The sequence below is a fragment of the Vibrio sp. 10N.222.49.C12 genome (assembly GCF_041475025.1).
Lineage (GTDB): Bacteria > Pseudomonadota > Gammaproteobacteria > Enterobacterales > Vibrionaceae > Vibrio > Vibrio crassostreae_C.
This window is the reverse complement of record NZ_JBFRVF010000065.1, coordinates 37,089-55,105: the sequence shown is the minus strand read 5'-3', so window position 1 is coordinate 55,105 and position 18,017 is coordinate 37,089. Positions and strand designations below refer to the sequence as shown.

Below are 18,017 nucleotides of genomic sequence, written 5' to 3'. Positions count from 1 at the left end.
AAGCTTACTCGCCTGCAATCTGTAGGTGAGAGCGCTTTAGGCTAGCAATCAACATGTAGATCGTTGTAGCAAGTAGAGACGCGAACAGGTAAGTGAACAATCCTGCTTGTGAATCCATAAAGCTGTCTGCAACGATTGGTCCCGCAACAGAACCGATGCTGTAGCAAAGTAGCATGATTTGAGTCACTGACACCAAGTAGCTTGGGTCAAGGTTACGGCAACCTAAGTTAATCGCGATTGGGTATAGCGCAAATGTGGCCATGCCTAATACGAACAAGCTCATGCCTAGTACGTAGAAATCGTGATTGATAGTCAGCACACCAATGCTTGCAACCCCTAGCAGGCAGAACAGAGCCATTAATAACACTTGTCCTACGTGGTGAGATAACCAAGTCACCATCGGCTGTACAGCCATACCACCCATGATAACCAAAGCCATCAAACCACCAATGTCTTCGTGTGCAATGTTACGTTGAGCAAGTTCAACTGGCATCAAGCCGTAAATCGCACCTAGCGTTAATCCGGAAACAATGCAGCCAATTAGCGCGCTGTGGCTTAATTTGCTGATCTGCTTTAAAGACAAAGATTGCGCATCGTGGATCTGTGGTGGAGTTGCTTGTCCGTACATCAGCACAATGATCGCACCAAACAGAAGGGTGAACATTGCGATGAAAGGTACGCCACCAGTAATACCTAAGTAACCGATACCAAGCTGACCAACTGCAGAACCGCCGTACAGTGAACACATGTAGATAGCGAGACGTTTTGCGCGTTGTGACTCGTCACCGCTCATTAGCCAAGACTCTACAATCACGAAGATACCTGCAACCGCCACACCAGCCACAAAGCGAGCTAGTAGCCATACTGCTTGGTGTGGGATCAATGGCAATACAAGGATCGTTGCGATGAACACACTCAATGCGATGACGAACGCATCTTTGTGGCCAACACGCGCAATGGCACGTTCAATCAATAATGTACCAGCCAGTAGACCAGCATAGAATGCACTCGCCAACCAACTCGATAGATCTTTGTCTAAGCCATACTCAGACAGCATTAATGGTAATGAACTCATTAAGTAGCCTGAAGCGATCGCGTAAAAAGACAATGCAATAACAGGAACAGTTATGCGAGTTGTTGGTTGGATGTTGTCCAATGCAGGAGCCTCTGATAGTAAAAGAAACGATGAATTTTCCGCGACTATGGGGGAGAAACTGAATTGGGTAAAACAAATAAAAATGGTCGTTAAGATAAAAGAAATTTATCGACCAACTAAACTAAAATACGGTTGCGATATTTGGTGGTTTGGCGAGATTTTATGCGGGCAAAAAGTCGTTAAGCCGTTGTTCATTGGTGGTTTAATTTAGAAAAAGATTGCAGCGTGATTGTCTTTTTATGATTTGGATTGAGTGGGATTTTAAGTGTTAGACCGTTTCTTTACGGTATTGACGTGGCGAGTTACCACTCCACTTACGAAAGGCATGACGAAAGTTAGCGCTATCAGAAAAGCCAACTCGTTCAGATATCTCTTCAATACTCATTCGAGTTGAAGAAAGGTAGTGCCGGGAAAGGTGAAAGCGAACATGGTCCAGTATCTTCTGATAGCTCGTATCCGCTGCTTTCAGGTGACGACGCAGAGTTCGAGAAGACATGCCCAGTTCTGAAGAAATGGATTCTATAGAAGGGTAACATCCTGGCCTTTCAATCAGCATCTGAGAGACTTTCTCTTTGAGGCTACTGGGTGCACTGACTTTTGCCAACATGTCATCACACGATTTTAAGCACATCTGTAAAGTGATGGGGTTGGCGGTAGGAAGAGATGAATACAAGGTGGTTGCGTCGAACTCCCATTCAAGCCGGTCATTATTGAATTCAACCGGGCAGCGGAAAATCTCTGTGTATAGATCGCCGTATTCAGGTTTTGGATAGGGGAAGCGGATCACTTGAGAAGGAAAGGGCTGCTGCAAGACCTCTTCGCACAAACTGTGTATCGCCGCGAACCAGTATTCACAACAAAAGGGCAGTAAAGAATCGAGTTCGATAAGTTGCTCTGCGCGAAAGTAACCAATGTTGTCTTCTACAGACATGGTTTTCCTGAGGACAGGGCCAGCAAGTTGCAGATACTTGAACCCGATTAAAAAGGCATCGAGTAGTGTTTCGCTACTAAACACCGCATAACCGAGCACGCCGAAGTCGCTGAACCTCGCTTGTTGGCCGACTTTAAGCCCCAAACCGTCTTCGTTGGAATTCGCTAACGCGTTACTGAACACAGCAAGCTTTTGCGCCAAAGTGATGTGTGTATCGGGTGTGTTGAGTTGGAGAGCATCGATGTTACTGCCTTCGAGCAACTCTTCGATACTGAGAACAGGCGACAGGTAACGATGCAACAACTGAAGATCCAGAATGCCGAATGCTTGCATGTCGGGTTCGTAAACTGCGGTGTATTCCATAAGCTGCCTCTTGTTGAATATCGATATCTTAACCGAACTTTTAACATTTATGCCTGTTGCTTGTTCTCACTTTCGCAAGCTTGTTCCAAATTTTGGTTTATGTGTGCAAGGTTTTATTGGGCTAGCGCAGGCTGTGTCCGAATATCACCGGTTTTTGTCTTTTTGAAACCTGTTCGAAATGTTATCTAAATGTTGTAATTTAATGAGCCATACACGGACACGTGTGCATAGGGTCGAAATAACAATAGATTAGAAACGAAAGCAAAGAGCAAATGAACATAGGTTAAACACATATTCGAAACAAAACACAACAACGTCTACGGTGACCGTGACTAATAGGTCTAAGTCGAATAAGGAGATCATGGATGCACAATCTTGCTGTTAACTTGGAGCGCAGCGCTTCGCTTTTCCCAAATAAAGTCGCGCTAAGAATGGGGACGGATGAAGTCAGCTTTTCTCAGTTGGAACAACTTTCTGGAAACGTGGCTGCTAACTTGAAAAGACTTGGGTTGCAGAACGGAGATAAGGTAGCGTTGTCATGCCCGAACGTGACTTACTTTCCGATAGCCTATTACGGGATTCTAAAAGCGGGTTGTGTAGTCGTGCCTTTGAACGTGCTATTCAAGGCCAGAGAGATCGCTTATCACCTTAATGACTCTAACGCGAAGGCCTATTTATGTTTTGACGGCAGTGAAGAGCTTCCAATTGGTCGCTATGGTTTACAAGGTTTTGAGCAGGCAAACCACTGTGAACACTTTGTCGAGATGCCTATCCCAACAAACACAGACACTACTTTAGAAAGTAATGAGGAGCATGAATCAATCGCTGATTGGTTGGCACAACCTTTTACTCCTTTTGAGTCTGTGGCTTGTCATGGCGATGATACCGCTGTGATCCTTTATACCTCTGGCACGACGGGTCAACCAAAAGGGGCTGAGCTTTCCCACACCAACATGCAAACCAATGCGATGTCGTCACAGTATCTAATGAGATTGGAGTACAGCGACACCACAATGGCTACACTGCCTTTATTCCATAGCTTCGGTCAGACGGTGATGATGAACGCGAGTGTGCTAACAGGGTCCACCATGGTGTTGATTCCTCGTTTTGAACCGTCATTGGTTATTGAACAGATCATTAGCCATAAAGTCAGCGTGTTTGCGGGTGTTCCTACTATGTATATCGCGCTATTAAAGGCGGGAGAAGAGTCTTCTGATAGTTTAGAAAACACAAGCAAACGCTCTGAACAGGTTAAACACAGCTTGAGGTTAGGTGTTTCTGGCGGTGCTTCTATGCCGCTTGAGGTTATACGACAGTTTGAATCTCGTTTTGAATTACCAGTCTTAGAAGGTTATGGGCTCTCGGAAACGGCGCCGGTTGCGACCTTTAATCATATTGATGGCGATCGTTTATCGGGTAGTGTCGGTCAGCCTTTATGTGGCCACCTCATCAAGATTACTGATATACAAGGCAACTCTGTCGCTATGGGTGAACTCGGCGAAGTCTGCATTAAAAGCCCAAGTGTGATGAAAGGCTATTATCAAAGGCCAGAGGCGACAGCTGAATCTATTCGTGATGGTTGGTTCTTAACGGGAGATATCGGTCGCGTCGATGAGCATGGCAATTTGTTCATTGTTGACCGTGTTAAAGACATGATTATTCGTGGTGGGTACAACGTTTATCCACGTGAAGTCGAAGAAGTGTTGATGTGTCACCCTGATGTGGAGATGGTGGCGGTGGTGGGCGAGCACCATGATCAGTTGGGTGAAGAGATTCACGCCCATGTTGTACTTCACGAGCATACTCAGTGTGATAGCAAATCTTTGATGGCTTGGTGTCGTGAGCAACTCGCGGATTACAAATATCCTCGTAAGGTGTTTATTCGTAGCGCCTTACCCATGACAGCAACCGGAAAAGTCTTAAAACGAGAGCTACACCCTTTAGAAGTTGCGGAGGCAATCAATGGATAACTATGACTTTATCATCGTAGGTGGCGGTTCGGCTGGTTGTGTGATGGCTTCTCGATTGTCGGAAGACCCTAATGTGACGGTTTGCTTGTTAGAAGCTGGCGGTAAAGATACGAGCCCATTTATTCATACGCCGGTTGGCGTTGTGGCTATGATGCCGACCAAGCTCAATAACTGGGCTTTCGAGACAGTCGAACAGCCGGGTTTAAATGGTAGGAAGGGCTATCAACCGAGGGGCAAGACTCTCGGTGGTTCCAGCTCTATCAATGCCATGATGTACGCCCGTGGACATCGTTATGACTATGACACATGGGAGAGCTTAGGCAATGCTAGCTGGAACTATGATTCGTGTCTGCCTTACTTTAAGAAAGCAGAAAATAACGAAGTTCACCAAGATGAGTATCACGGCCAAGGTGGTCCTCTTAATGTGGCAAATCTTAGGTCGCCAAGCCCGATGTTGGAGCGGTATTTAACTGCGTGTGAGTCGATAGGTGTGCCACGCAATGAAGATATAAATGGGGCTGCTCAGTTTGGTGCAATGCCGACTCAGGTCACTCAGCTGAATGGCGAACGATGCAGTGCTGCTAAGGCTTACTTAACGCCAAACCTTTCACGATCGAACCTCACGGTCGTGACTAAAGCCACCACACATAAGGTCTTATTTGAAGGAAAGAAAGCGGTTGGCGTTGAATATGGATCTAACGGCAAGCGTTATCAGATCCAATGCAACAAAGAGGTGATTCTATCTGCTGGCGCGTTTGGTTCTCCGCAATTGCTACTACTGTCTGGTGTCGGTGCTCAAACTGAACTAGAGGTGCATGGCATCGAACAAGTTCATGAATTACCTGGAGTGGGCAAGAACCTTCAAGATCATATCGACTTAGTACATTCGTATAAATGCAGTGAAAAGCGTGAAACTTTTGGTATCTCGCTGCAAATGGCCTCTGAAATGACCAAAGCCTTACCACTATGGCACAAAGAACGCCGCGGTAAAATGAGCAGTAATTTTGCAGAGGGAATAGGCTTTCTCTGTTCCGAAGATCATATCGCTGTACCGGATTTAGAGTTTGTATTTGTGGTCGCTGTTGTAGATGACCATGCTAGAAAAATTCATACCAGTCATGGCTTTACCTCTCATGTCACCTTATTGCGACCGAAGAGCTACGGCACCGTAACGCTCAATAGTAATGATCCCTATGATCCGCCTAAGATCGATCCTGCGTTTTTCAGTCATCCTGAAGACATGGAGATCATGATTAAGGGCTGGAAGAAGCAGTATCAAATGTTAGAGAGTTCCGCGTTTGATGATATCCGAGGCAATGCTTTCTACCCTGTGGACGCCAGTGATGACAAGGCTATCGAGCAAGATATTCGCAATCGTGCAGACACTCAGTATCACCCGATCGGGACCTGTAAAATGGGACCTAGTAGCGATTCTTTAGCTGTGGTAGATAAAGATCTCAAAGTTTATGGATTGGATAATTTGAGAGTCATTGATGCTTCTGTGATGCCGACACTGATTGGGGCAAACACCAATGCACCAACCATTATGATTGCTGAGAAAGTCGCAGATCAAATCAAACAGCAATACGGGTTTGGCAAGCAAGAATCTAATATTCAAGCGAAAGGCGAAGCCGTAGTTTTATTCAAGAAGTTAAGTGATAACCATAAATAAAACAGTAGGTTAGATAGTCTTGATTTGGTAAGACTCTCTAACCTATTTTTGTGTGCTTACTTAGAATTAAGTAATGCTAAATCAATAGCTTAACCAATAGTATTACTTAGTTAGTGCTTGATTAAGCCACTGATCAAATTGACCTTTTGGCAGTGCACCGTTAATCGTATCAACACGTTGACCGTTCTTGAACACCATCACCGTTGGGATGCTTCTGATTTGATACATAGCCGCCAGTTGCTGTTGAGCTTCGGTATCAATTTTAACAAATCGAACATCGCCAGCGCGCTCTTTAGCGACATCGCTGAACACAGGTGCGAAACCTACACATGGGTTGCACCATGTCGCCCAAAAATCGACAACGACAGGCTGTGAACTGTTCAAAATTGATTGGAAATTCAGTGACGTACCTTCGATTGGTGCACCGTCTAGAAGTGCGTTTTTGCACTTACCACAAGTAGGGCTTTCTGAAATTCTTTCTGAAGGAACTCGGTTTACGCCACCGCAAGAAGGGCAACGTGTGTTGAATGTAGACATAACTTTCTCTTTTTATTGCGTCTCCGTGCCTAACGCGATTTACGAATCATGTACGGAACGCTTATACTGTTTAAAACAAGAATAAGATACTCAAATAAAAACAAACAATAAACAGGTAAATGATGACAAAATTTTACGCTGAAATTACGGGCTGGGGAAAGTGTCTGCCACCAGCCGTGCTATCCAATGATGATTTAAGCACTTTCATTGATACGTCTGACGAGTGGATTCGTACTCGAACTGGTATCGAAAATCGTCGTATCAGTCATGTAAATACCTCTGAGCTAGCGACCGTTGCTGCTCAACATGCAATGGCGTGTGCTGGTTTAACAGCCGAAGATATCGATCTTGTGATCGTAGCGACGTGCAGTCCAGACTCTCTTATTCCAAATACCGCGTCTAAAGTTCAACAGAACTTAGGCATCAAGAGCGCAGCAGCTTTTGACCTTAATGCAGCGTGTACAGGCTTTATCTACGGTGTTGAAACAGCAACTCGATTGATTCAAGCGGGCAACTACCGCAATGCGATCGTTGTGGGTGCAGAGCGTCTTTCATTCTTCATCGACTGGACCAAGCGTGATACTGCGGTTCTATTCGGTGATGGCGCTGGCGCTGTGGTTTTATCGCGTACTGAAGAACAAGTGGGTTTACAAGAAGCTCAAATCGGTTGTGACGCAGAGGGCCGTGACATTCTAGCAGTACCAAAATTCGGTACGTCTATGGACCGCTTTGCTGCTGATAACGGTTACTGGGATTTTGATTTCGTTGGTAAAGAGATCTTCAAGCGTGCAGTGAAAGGAATGGGCGCTGCAGCACATACAGTATTGAGTCGCACTGGCATCTCAACTGAAAACATCGATGTTGTGATTCCGCACCAAGCGAACATCCGAATTATTCAAACTCTGTGTGATATGGCGGGCATTGAACGTGAGAAAGCGTTTGTGAACATTCAAAACTATGGCAACACGTCGGCTGCGACTGTGCCAATTGCATTGTGTGAATCGTTAGAGCAAGGCTTTGTTAAACCGAACTCAAACATCCTTGTGGCGGCATTCGGTGCCGGTTTAACTTGGGGGGCAGGCCATATTAAGTGGGGTAGCCGTGTTGATCCGTTAGGTCAATCGGACGCTAAGCTTCCAGAAGCAGATAGCTCGGCATTAGAACTTCTAGAGAGAGCCATTTTACACTGTAAAACGCGTCCTAATTCTGAGAATGAGTAGCAGCATGGCGCAAGTTCGTTTTATGACAGAAGCCGACCTCGATGGAGCGGCTTTAGTTCACCAAGCTACTTTTGTTCGACAGCAAAACTCAAAAAATTGGTTACAATGTAACTTAAATGCTGCGCCACGCTTTCTTAACTTTGTTGCTGAAAGCGATGGCGAGATTGTCGGCTACATTATTTGGGTTCAAAAGAGTGGGTTTAGGCCTGAAGCTGTTTTGGAGCTAGAACAACTTGCTGTGTTACCGAGTGCTCAGGGGCAAGGATTGGGCAAAAAGCTGATTCTAGACTCTTTGCCTCAAGTGAAGCAGAAGCTATCAGAGCAGGGCTCGACACTAAAACATGTATTAGTGACCACCAGAGCAGATAACTTTGCACAAAAGCTCTATCAGTCGACATTGGGCGCTCAAGTCGAAACCACGATTTCAAACTTTTACTCAGCCGATGAAGTGCTTATGATAGCTCGCAATGTAGGTGAACGAATCTGATCGCTGAGTTCTTAGAACCATTATTATCAGCGGCATAACTCGATTAACGTTTTATTAGGGGCTTCTGTGGCCCTTTTGTTATTTCTTAGGAAGTATTTTGAAGAAAGTTTTAGCAATTGGCTACGTTTGGCCAGAACCGAATTCATCGGCGGCTGGCAGCCATATGATGTCTCTTTTACGTCTATTTAAGAGACAAGGTTGGTCAGTTGAATTTGCAACACCCGCTCAAGAAACCGAGCACATGATTGATCTCTCTGAAGAGGGCATCACAAGCCAATCTATACAGTTAAATTGCGATAGCTTTGACGATTACATTGAAGAGCTGCAGCCCGATGTTGTGATGTTTGACCGTTTTATGATGGAAGAACAGTTTGGTTGGCGTGTCGAGAAAGTATGCCCGAATGCCTTTAAGTTACTGGATACGGAAGACTTACAGTTTCTGCGTAATGCTCGACACGAAGCGGTTAAGAAAGAAACAGATCTGACCAAAGCACACTTGTACAGTGACTTGGCTAAACGTGAAATTGCCGCGATTTTGCGCTGTGATCTTTCGTTGATCATTTCAAGTTACGAGATGGAACTGCTTCAATCTGAGTTCAATATCGATCCCAAACTGCTTCATCATCTGCCGTTCATGGTTGATCTTAATACGCTTCCTGAAAGCACGAAAAGCTTTGAAGAACGTAAGCATTTCATGACGATAGGCAACTTTAGACACGCACCGAACTGGGATGCCGTACTTCAGCTACAGAAGATTTGGCCGAAGATTCGTAAACAGTTACCTGACACTGAACTTCATATTTATGGATCGTATCCGCCGCCAAAAGCAACCGCTTTGCATAACCCTAAAACTGGCTTCCATATCAAAGGTTGGGCGAAAGACGCTCAAGAAGTGATGGAGCAGGCTCGTGTGTGTGTTGCACCTTTACGATTTGGCGCAGGCATTAAAGGCAAGTTACTTGATGCGATGAAGCTACAGACTCCGAACGTGACCAGTGAAATCGGCAGCGAAGGCATGTTGCCACAAGGAGAACTGCAATGGCCAGGTGCGGTTGCTGATGATATCGACGAATTTGTTGAAGCTGCAGTTGCCCTTTATAAAGATGAAGAGAAGTGGCTTAAGGCACAAAGCCGATGTCATTCAATCCTTGAAGCGCACTACGAGCAGAATAAACTGGGCGACACATTGATTGAGCGATTGATTGCGTTAGAGTCGGATCTTGAATCTCATCGACTGGATAACTTCTTTGGTTCGATGCTCAAACACCACAGCATGGCGAGCACGAAGTATATGTCGCAATGGATTGCTGAGAAGAACAAGGTCAAATAGCTGTTCTTTACCAAAGACAGAATAAATCTTAAGCCCTTAGGTTAACACCTAGGGGCTTTTTTCATGCAGGGCGCTTGTTAATTCCAGACTTACAAAACGACACATACTCGCAATACATTAGCATTGACTAATTTATATTTATTAGTAAACTCTAATTTATAGGTTGTTATGAGTTTATGATGTTTGTGGATAGGAGAGGTTTGTGCTTAGTTTGATTCCTTGGGATGCTTTTTTCGGCGGCATGTTGTTAGGCGTGTCGGCCATTGTTTTAATGTTGGGGATTGGTCGAGTTGCTGGCATTAGTGGCATTGTCAGCCGATTATTGCCAACTGGCACCAGCAACAAAGAACGTAAAGATGCGGATACAGCAAACACCGAAAAACACTGGCGTATCGCCTTTGTTGTGGGAATGGTCGCAAGTGGTTGGCTATTAATTCCGACGGGCTACCAACTTCCGCAGTTAGAAGAGATGAATCTCGCTTTAGTGATTATTGCTGGCCTTCTGGTGGGCTTTGGTACTAAAACAGCGAACGGTTGTACTAGCGGGCATGGCATTGTCGGAATGGCTCGTTTATCTAAACGTTCTATTGTTGCGACCTGTGTATTTATGGGTGTGGCAATCGTAACCGTGTTTATCAAGAATCTGACTGGCTTGGGGGCATAATGAAAAACGCTTCATTTACTATCGTTATCGGTTTGGTCGCAGGTATTCTTTTTGGCTCTGGCATGATCATCTCAGGGATGGTTGATCCTGAGAAGGTACTCGGCTTCTTAGACATTACCGGTAACTGGGACATTAGTTTGGCATTCGTCATGGGTGGCGCGCTATTGGTCTTTGCACCGTTTTATCATCTGGTCATTAAAAAGCGCGCTAAAGCCATCAATGGCGAGCCGTTAGATAGCCGTAACAATCCGTTGATAGACAGAAAGCTGATTCTTGGATCTACAGCGTTTGGCTTAGGCTGGGGGATTGCAGGCTTTTGCCCAGGCCCTGCGGTAACCAGCCTAAGTGGCGGCAACCCGACGGTGTGGGTGTTTATGATAAGCATGCTGGTGGGAATGTGGCTGGCGGATCGTATGAACAAAACGTGTTAGTAGCAAGCTTATAGCTGATTACATTGGCTTTGACGTTATCCGTTCTGAGCTGACCAAGCATAGAGGTTGACTCGCTTTCAGCACGAAAGTCAGTCAGCCTCTTTCTATATTTACTGTTTCTATTATTTTCAGTTATCTACAATCTGTTGTTATCTAAAATCTACTATTTAATAGTCGTTGAAACTGGGCAGTGGTCACTGAGTTTGTAGTCCAGAACATCTTGTGTTTCAAATACCTTCTGCTTTGCAGGAGAAGCATTTAGCGACTCACTCACCACAATATGATCAATAACAGAGCGGAACTGATGTGTGCGATAATTGTTGCGGTTAGAGCGTACCTTACAATCTGCACGGGTCTTTCGTGTCGCTAACAGCGCATCAGTATATTGTGATAACTCTTTCCACATCCAATCTCGTGAGTAAGCGAGGTTATGGTTAAAGTCGCCAAGAATGGCGTAGTCTTCGTTATTGCGCTCTCTTTGCTTTATCCACTTGTTCAGTTGCTGAGCTTGCTCTTTTAAACGAGAGCAATCGCGGTTGGACTTATACGCTCCGCTACAACCTGCCTTTAAATGCACAGACAACATGTGAATGGGTTTAAAGTTTGTTTCTACAACGATATAGCTGGCAAACCTAAGTTTACTGTTGGATGTGGTTTCAAGCGGAAAGTCAGCGTAGTCGGTGAGGGCTACTCCTTTACGAACTGCAAATCCCGTGTATTGGTTCACTTCTTTAAATTGGCGGTTGCTGTTCTTAGATAGCGCCCGGTCAGACATCAATATCTTGTATTGATCACCAGCCACACGCTGAATGGCATTTACGTTATCGACTTCTTGAAACGCAACCACGTCTGCGTCTAAGGATTGAAAATAAGTTGCGAGTTTGTCGAAATCAGCTTGATCACGTTTGTCAGAAAACTTATTCACAGCCTCGTTGGTTGATAACCATTCGATATTCCAACTGGATATGGTCAAAGGTTCAGCAAATGTCTGGCTACTGAGTAAGCAGCCTAACATTATCCAGTTTTGAAGTCGTTTCATGCCAAATATCCCTAATTTTGTCTGCCAATATTGATGAGCCGTTATCCTACAACACTTACCAAAAATTCAACTCTTTTTAGGAGTTTTTTTATTGTTACATTGTTTCTTTTCGACTTGAGAACTAGCGTAATAATATTGAATTGATCTTAGTCAGCGTTCTCTTTTTATTGATCCAAATCAATACTCAAAGTTGGTGGTTCTCGTTAAATACGCCACAATATCTAGTGTTAGTTAAACGATAAATCGCTCTATATAGTGTGTTTGTGGATAAGTCTGTGAATACCTCAAGAGTAAGGAGAAGTGGTGAAATCAATCGTAATCAAGCGTGATGGCTCAAGAGCTCCATTCAGTAGAGATCGCATCCAAGCTGCAGTGGAAGCAGCATCAGACAAAGCCGATAAGGAAATTGCTATTTATGCACTGAATGTGGCATTAGCAGTTGAGTTGAAGCTCGAAGACTACGATGAAGTTCATATCTCTGAAATTCAAACCATGGTCGAGAACGAGCTAATGCAGGGACCATACAAGTCTCTGGCTCGTGCCTACATTGAATATCGTCATGACCGCGACATCGCCCGTGAGAAGCAAAGCGCTTTAACTCGTGAGATCGAAGGTTTGATCGAAGAAAGCAACGTTGATCTAATCAATGAAAACGCGAACAAAGATGGCAAAGTAATCCCAACTCAGCGTGACCTGCTGGCGGGTATCGTGGCTAAACACTATGCGAAAACTCACATTTTGCCACGTGATATCGTACATGCTCACGAATGTGGTGATATTCACTACCACGATCTAGACTACGCACCGTTCTTCCCAATGTTTAACTGCATGCTTATCGATCTGAAAGGCATGTTAACGCATGGCTTCAAGATGGGTAACGCGGAAATCGACACACCTAAGTCTATTTCTACGGCGACAGCGGTAACCGCGCAGATCATCGCGCAAGTGGCGAGTCACATCTACGGCGGCACAACGATTAACCGCATCGATGAGGTTCTTGAACCTTACGTTATGGCGAGCTACGAGAAGCACTTATCGCTAGCGAAAGAGTGGGACATTCATAGCCCAGAAGGCTTTGCTATCTCTCGCACAGAGAAAGAGTGTTACGACGCGTTCCAATCTCTGGAGTACGAAGTAAACACGCTGCACACCGCTAATGGTCAAACACCATTCGTGACGTTTGGTTTTGGTTTAGGTGAAAGCTGGGGCTCGAAATTGATTCAGCAATCAATCTTGAAAAACCGCATTGCAGGTTTGGGTAAGAACCGTAAAACAGCCGTGTTCCCTAAACTGGTATTTGCGATCAAAGATGGTTTGAACCACCAGAAGCAAGATCCAAACTACGACATCAAGCAATTAGCGCTAGAGTGTGCGTCTAAGCGTATGTACCCAGACATTCTTAACTACGACAAAGTAGTAGAAGTGACAGGGTCATTTAAAACTCCTATGGGTTGTCGTAGCTTCTTGAATACTTACGAAGAAAATGGTGAGTTGATTCACGAAGGCCGTAACAACTTAGGTGTTGTTAGCTTGAACTTGCCACGTATTGCGATTAACGCAAAACAAGATATGGCTAAGTTCTACGAACTGCTTGATGATAAACTCAAGCTGGCTCGTCGTGCATTAGAAACTCGTATTTCTCGTCTAGAAAACGTGAAAGCACGTGTTGCTCCAATCCTATACATGGAAGGTGCATGTGGCGTTCGCTTGAAAGCAGACGACTCTATTGCAGACATCTTCAAGAACGGCCGCGCGTCTGTTTCTCTTGGTTACATTGGTATCCACGAAGCGATGACAGCACTTTACGGTACTGACGTTCACCTGTACGACGATGGCGAAATGCGTGCTAAAGCGCTTGAGTTGGTGGAGTACATGAAGCGTGAAGTGGAATCTTGGACGAAAGAGACAGGTTACGCATTCAGCCTATACGGCACACCAAGTGAAAACCTATGTAGCCGTTTCTGCAGCATCGACACCAAAGAATTTGGTGTGATTGATGGTGTGACAGACCGTGGTTACTACACCAACAGCTTCCACTTAGATGTGCAGAAGACAGTGAACCCATACGACAAGATCGATTTCGAGATGCCTTATCCTGAAATTTCTAGCGGTGGTTTTATCTGTTACGGCGAATTCCCGAACATGCAGAAGAACATCGAAGCACTAGAAAACGTATGGGACTACAGCTACACACGTGTTCCTTACTACGGTACAAATACGCCGATTGATGAGTGTTACGAATGTGGTTACAACGGTGAGTTCGACTGTACAAGTAAGGGCTTTACGTGTCCTAAATGTGGCAACCATGACTCAACCAAAGTATCGGTGACGCGCCGTGTTTGTGGTTACCTTGGTAGCCCAGATGCACGACCATTTAACTTCGGTAAGCAAGAAGAAGTTAAACGCCGCGTGAAGCATCTTTAGTAAGCTCTAAGATTATTAGCTAGCTTACTTAGAAGAGCTACGTTTCAAGAAATATGTTTGGTATCGGCGCTATGTCGATACCAATTCATTTGTTTCAACTCTCGCTACTTTTCGAGTTAAACCATTAAGCCATCACGAGTTTTCAATACTGCCTTATGAATTATCACCAATATCACCCAATCGACGTTGTAAATGGCCCTGGAACACGCTGCACTTTGTTTGTGTCGGGTTGTGTACACCAGTGTCGCGGGTGTTATAACCAATCAACGCAAAGGTTGGACTCCGGGCATTTGTTTACTCAAGAGCTGCAAGACCACATTATCGCTGATCTCAATGATCCACGAATCAAGCGTCGTGGCTTGTCGCTTTCAGGTGGTGATCCTCTTCATCCTGCAAATGTATCTGAAGTGCTTAAGCTTGTTCAGCGTGTAAAAGCAGAATGTGAAGGCAAAGACATCTGGATGTGGACGGGCTACGAGCTCGACGAACTCGACGAAAAGCAGAGGCAAGTACTTGAATATGTTGATACTTTGATTGATGGTCGTTTTGAGCAAGATAAAGCGGATCCAATGTTGGATTGGCGTGGTAGTTCAAACCAAATCATCCATCGATTTACTGATATATAACTGCTGTCGTGACTTTGCACACTCGTAAACGAAAAAGGGCTTCATCGTTAGCGCAATGCTACAAATCAGCCCTTGGGTGTGAGTTCTTTGAATCTATCGCCTGCACGTCAGTGTCAGTTTATCGCCTGTTTATATAGGAATGTGCTCAGGCTCGTCGATTAGATTGTTGATCCATTTCTTAGAGTGAATTCGCTGGCTAGTTAAAGCGATCTTCGCTAACTCCTCCAGTAACACAATCATCAACACCCATTCTAGCGGCCAACCCAACACCAGCGCAGATTTCTTTTCTGTCCATCGGAAGAATCCACAGAAACACATGCTGCTTTACACGGTTAGGGGCAAAGGGTGGTTAGAAAGTGGGGCGTGTCGCTATATTCTAGAGCCGGGGTCGTGCATTACTGTGCCTGCAGGCGTTGAGAATGGCTTTGGGATTGAAGAAGAAACATGGCAGATAGCGTGGATCTTTCTATCGCCTGATAAGCATTGGGATAATGTCGTCAATGATGAAGTGAGTTATACGCTCTCTCCTGCAGCCGAAGTCGTCTCGTCTTGTATTCATACCTTGCTGAGAAGTATTGCCTTGCCCATTGATTTAGGCGGAGCGATTGCCATTCACAGCGTAGCCCAAATAGAGTTCATGATTAATGCTCCCGTCCCGCAGCAACAATCTCGAAATTTGATTCGCTTGAGACGTGTGTTCAACAGCGTGCAAAAACAGCTTCATAAAGAGTGGAACGTGCATGAGCTAGCAAACCTATTTCCGTGTTCAGAGCCGCACTTCCATCGTTTGTGCCAACGTTATTACTCTCATAGCCCGATGACTCATATTATGCGTATGAGAATGGAATACGCTGCTCGTTTGTTGAAATCGAGTGATTGGTCGATTCAACATATTGGCGAGATCGTGGGGTACCCGAATGCAGCGAACTTTAGTACTCGATTTAAAGCTTGGTCGGGCATGACACCAAGGCAATTCAAACAAGGCATTTAGCTGAGAATCAACAAGGTACTTCTTAAACAAGCTACTGCTCTTTTGATAAAGCACTAAAAGTGTTCGAAATTTACGCTGTTTTGTGACGTAAAATGACCAATCTCTGTTTACTTATTCTAACTAAGCGCTTCTATTAAAAAATGTTTCTGATTTGTCTACGATAATGTTAACGTGAAACTCATTACTTGAATTTCAAAGGGTTGTGACTTTCATGTTTTCACATCTACCAAAACCAACTTTAGATCCAATTCTATCTCTTTCTGTTGCTTACCGCGGCGATAATCGTACTGATAAAGTCGACTTAGGCATTGGCGTTTACAAAAACGATCAAGGCGAAACTCCGATCATGAAAGCCGTTTCTATGGCTCAAGATATCGTTGTTGAAACGCAGAAAACCAAAGCTTACGTTGGCCTAGCAGGCTGTGAAGAGTTCAACCAGAGCATGGTTGATCTGCTGCTTAAAGGGACTTCTGCAATGGATCGCGTTGCTGCGATTCAAACACCGGGTGCAAGTGGTGCACTTCGCATGTTGGGTGACTTAATGAAAGTTTCTCAACCAGACACCACGGTTTGGATTTCAAACCCAAGCTACGTTAACCACAAACCGGTGATGGAAGCGGCAGGCTTAAAAGTTCGATATTACAATTACTTCAGTCCTGAAACGAAGCAAGTTGATCCTGCAAGAATGTTGGATGATCTTTCAAAAGCGGGTCCATCAGACGTGGTACTACTGCACGGTTGCTGTCATAACCCAACGGGTGCGGATATCAACTTTGAAGCGTGGCAGGAAATCACCAAATTATCTCAGAAGAATGGTTTCTTACCGTTCGTTGATATTGCCTACCAAGGCTTTGGTGATGGCTTAGAAGAAGACGCAAAAGGTCTTCAACACATGGCTAACAACGTCGAAGAGATGTTGATTACGACATCTTGCTCGAAGAACTTCGGTTTATACCGTGAAAGAACGGGTGCCGCTATCGTGATTGGCAAAAACAGCGAACACGTTGGCAATGCTAAAGGTAAGCTTCTAACGCTTGCTCGTTCAACTTACACAATGCCGCCAGATCATGGTGCAGCTTTGGTTAAAACAATTCTTCAGAATCAAGAGCTAACCTCGATTTGGAAGCAAGAATTGAGTGAAATGCAGCAACGTTTGTTAAATCTGCGCCAAAGTTTATGTGATGAATTGCGAAATACTTATAACACGTCACAATTTGACTTCATTGAAAGCCATAAAGGCATGTTTAGTGTACTAGGCTTTAAAGAAACTCAAATGAATCAATTACGTGAAGAATATGGAGTCTATGGTGTTGGTGATGGACGCATCAATATCGCAGGCCTTTCCGAATCTCATATTCCTTATGTAGCAAAAGCGATAGCAAACGTTTCAAAATAGAAGGTGACTGAATGTATAATTGGAAAGCGATTGTAGTTTTAATGCTAAGTGGTGGCCTGTTTGCTTGTTCGGCTACAACTCAAGCTCCTGTTGAGCCAGAGCAAAAGCCTCAAATCGAACAACCTATTGTTGATGACTCTTCAAAAACTGACGCTACAGAAGGCGAGAAAGTAACGGAACCTACTGAGAAGCCTGAAGAAGTAAAACCAACTGAGCCGGAAGTAAAACCTGCACCTGTTGAAAAACCAGTAGAGAAGGTTAGAAAAACAAGTGACGGCAAACTGATTCTTGGTGAAGAAGAGTGGGTGTTTGTTCCTGGTTTAAAAGAAGCGTTTAAAGCACGTGTCGATACCGGTGCAACAACCTCTTCAATCAGTGCAGTTGATATTGTTGATTTTGAACGTGACGGCAAAGACTGGGTTAAGTTCAAGATTGAACACGACGGAATTACAACTGAAGAGATCAGCTTACCAGTAGAACGCTGGGTTAAGATCAAGCAATCAAGCGCAGAAGGCACACAACGACGCGCTGTGGTTGTAGCTTCGATTCAAATTGGCGATCTAAAAGACAAAACTGAATTTACGCTAGCCGACCGAACGCATCTTTCTTTCCCACTTCTGTTGGGTAGAAGCTTCTTTAGAGATGTTGCGGTTGTCGACGTGAGCAAAAAATACGTTCAGAAGAAAATTACTAAATAACAAGTTCTGCTCGTCATCAAAGCTTTTCGTTTTGAAGAGCTATAGTTTCAAAGGTGACGAGCTTAAAAGACTTTTAGTGTTG

The 18,017-nt window shown here is 44.6% G+C and carries 16 protein-coding genes and 2 pseudogenes; 13 read left to right on the top strand and 5 right to left on the bottom strand.

Annotated elements, in window-relative coordinates; all coding sequences use genetic code 11:
• Positions 1 to 4: 4 nt before the first annotated feature.
• Positions 5 to 1,156 (bottom strand): MFS transporter, encoded by a 1,152-nt coding sequence (locus tag AB4583_RS18235; RefSeq protein ID WP_029235229.1) that lies wholly within the window; start codon positions 1,154 to 1,156, stop codon positions 5 to 7.
• On the opposite strand from AB4583_RS18235, the gene AB4583_RS18230 reads away from it, so the two are divergent.
• Entirely contained in the window at positions 1,128 to 1,367 is a 240-nt protein-coding gene (locus AB4583_RS18230; RefSeq protein WP_017060129.1) for a hypothetical protein, read from the top strand. The two genes, AB4583_RS18235 and AB4583_RS18230, sit on opposite strands and share 29 nt — an antisense overlap.
• A 57-nt stretch (positions 1,368 to 1,424) precedes the next feature.
• On the opposite strand, the gene AB4583_RS18225 is transcribed toward AB4583_RS18230, so the two are convergent.
• Positions 1,425 to 2,450, bottom strand: a complete 1,026-nt coding sequence (locus AB4583_RS18225; protein ID WP_372118639.1) for an AraC family transcriptional regulator — start codon at positions 2,448 to 2,450, stop codon at positions 1,425 to 1,427.
• Between the two features lie 365 nt (positions 2,451 to 2,815).
• On the opposite strand from AB4583_RS18225, the gene AB4583_RS18220 reads away from it, so the two are divergent.
• Both AB4583_RS18220 and AB4583_RS18215 read left to right on the top strand, forming a co-directional pair.
• On the top strand, positions 2,816 to 4,420 hold the full coding sequence (locus AB4583_RS18220; protein ID WP_372118637.1) for a long-chain fatty acid--CoA ligase: 1,605 nt from the start codon (positions 2,816 to 2,818) through the stop codon (positions 4,418 to 4,420).
• The gene (locus AB4583_RS18215) at positions 4,413 to 6,092 is read left to right on the top strand and encodes a GMC family oxidoreductase (protein WP_372118634.1); all 1,680 of its coding nucleotides are present in this window, start codon (positions 4,413 to 4,415) and stop codon (positions 6,090 to 6,092) included. Before AB4583_RS18220 ends, AB4583_RS18215 begins: the two co-directional genes overlap by 8 nt.
• Positions 6,093 to 6,194: 102 nt before the next feature.
• On the opposite strand, the gene trxC is transcribed toward AB4583_RS18215, so the two are convergent.
• Entirely contained in the window at positions 6,195 to 6,629 is a 435-nt protein-coding gene (trxC, locus tag AB4583_RS18210) for a thioredoxin TrxC (RefSeq protein WP_017060125.1), read from the bottom strand.
• A 122-nt stretch (positions 6,630 to 6,751) separates the two neighbouring features.
• Here trxC and AB4583_RS18205 point away from each other — a divergent pair, with 122 nt between their 5' ends.
• The 5 genes from AB4583_RS18205 to AB4583_RS18185 all read left to right on the top strand — a co-directional run bounded on the left by AB4583_RS18205 (position 6,752) and on the right by AB4583_RS18185 (position 10,761).
• The gene (locus tag AB4583_RS18205; protein ID WP_017060124.1) at positions 6,752 to 7,849 is read left to right on the top strand and encodes a ketoacyl-ACP synthase III; all 1,098 of its coding nucleotides are present in this window, start codon (positions 6,752 to 6,754) and stop codon (positions 7,847 to 7,849) included.
• 22 nt (positions 7,850 to 7,871) lie between these two features.
• Complete coding sequence (locus AB4583_RS18200) at positions 7,872 to 8,336, top strand: GNAT family N-acetyltransferase (protein WP_029235379.1); 465 nt, start codon at positions 7,872 to 7,874, stop codon at positions 8,334 to 8,336.
• A 97-nt stretch (positions 8,337 to 8,433) separates the two neighbouring features.
• Positions 8,434 to 9,666, top strand: a complete 1,233-nt coding sequence (locus tag AB4583_RS18195; RefSeq protein WP_372118631.1) for a glycosyltransferase — start codon at positions 8,434 to 8,436, stop codon at positions 9,664 to 9,666.
• 202 nt (positions 9,667 to 9,868) lie between these two features.
• Positions 9,869 to 10,330, top strand: a complete 462-nt coding sequence (locus AB4583_RS18190) for a YeeE/YedE family protein (RefSeq protein WP_010429747.1) — start codon at positions 9,869 to 9,871, stop codon at positions 10,328 to 10,330.
• Complete coding sequence (locus AB4583_RS18185) at positions 10,330 to 10,761, top strand: YeeE/YedE family protein (protein WP_016787649.1); 432 nt, start codon at positions 10,330 to 10,332, stop codon at positions 10,759 to 10,761. Before AB4583_RS18190 ends, AB4583_RS18185 begins: the two co-directional genes overlap by 1 nt.
• A 163-nt stretch (positions 10,762 to 10,924) precedes the next feature.
• Here AB4583_RS18185 and AB4583_RS18180 read toward each other — a convergent pair whose 3' ends face one another.
• Positions 10,925 to 11,800, bottom strand: coding sequence for an endonuclease/exonuclease/phosphatase family protein (locus AB4583_RS18180; RefSeq protein ID WP_102428362.1), 876 nt, complete (start codon positions 11,798 to 11,800; stop codon positions 10,925 to 10,927).
• Positions 11,801 to 12,103: 303 nt separating this feature from the next.
• Here AB4583_RS18180 and nrdD point away from each other — a divergent pair, with 303 nt between their 5' ends.
• Together nrdD and nrdG are read left to right on the top strand one after the other, a co-directional pair.
• The gene (gene nrdD / locus AB4583_RS18175; RefSeq protein ID WP_372118628.1) at positions 12,104 to 14,224 is read left to right on the top strand and encodes an anaerobic ribonucleoside-triphosphate reductase; all 2,121 of its coding nucleotides are present in this window, start codon (positions 12,104 to 12,106) and stop codon (positions 14,222 to 14,224) included.
• Between the two features lie 155 nt (positions 14,225 to 14,379).
• The gene (nrdG, locus tag AB4583_RS18170; protein WP_017069098.1) at positions 14,380 to 14,850 is read left to right on the top strand and encodes an anaerobic ribonucleoside-triphosphate reductase-activating protein; all 471 of its coding nucleotides are present in this window, start codon (positions 14,380 to 14,382) and stop codon (positions 14,848 to 14,850) included.
• A gap of 129 nt (positions 14,851 to 14,979) precedes the next feature.
• Here nrdG and AB4583_RS18165 read toward each other — a convergent pair.
• Positions 14,980 to 15,129, bottom strand: a pseudogene (locus tag AB4583_RS18165) (MATE family efflux transporter); the annotation flags it as partial.
• Between AB4583_RS18165 and AB4583_RS18160 the strand changes: the two are divergent.
• The 3 genes and pseudogenes from AB4583_RS18160 to AB4583_RS18150 form a co-directional block, all read left to right on the top strand.
• Positions 15,128 to 15,841, top strand: a pseudogene (locus tag AB4583_RS18160) (AraC family transcriptional regulator); the annotation flags it as partial. The pseudogenes AB4583_RS18165 and AB4583_RS18160 sit on opposite strands and share 2 nt — an antisense overlap.
• Before the next feature lie 211 nt (positions 15,842 to 16,052).
• Positions 16,053 to 17,237 carry an amino acid aminotransferase gene (locus tag AB4583_RS18155; protein WP_372118625.1) on the top strand — a complete coding sequence of 395 codons (1,185 nt, stop codon included), beginning with the start codon at positions 16,053 to 16,055 and terminating at the stop codon, positions 17,235 to 17,237.
• 11 nt (positions 17,238 to 17,248) lie between these two features.
• Positions 17,249 to 17,935: a RimK/LysX family protein gene (locus AB4583_RS18150; RefSeq protein WP_372118622.1), complete on the top strand. Its 687-nt coding sequence runs from the start codon at positions 17,249 to 17,251 to the stop codon at positions 17,933 to 17,935.
• The last annotated feature ends 82 nt before the right edge of the window (positions 17,936 to 18,017 follow it).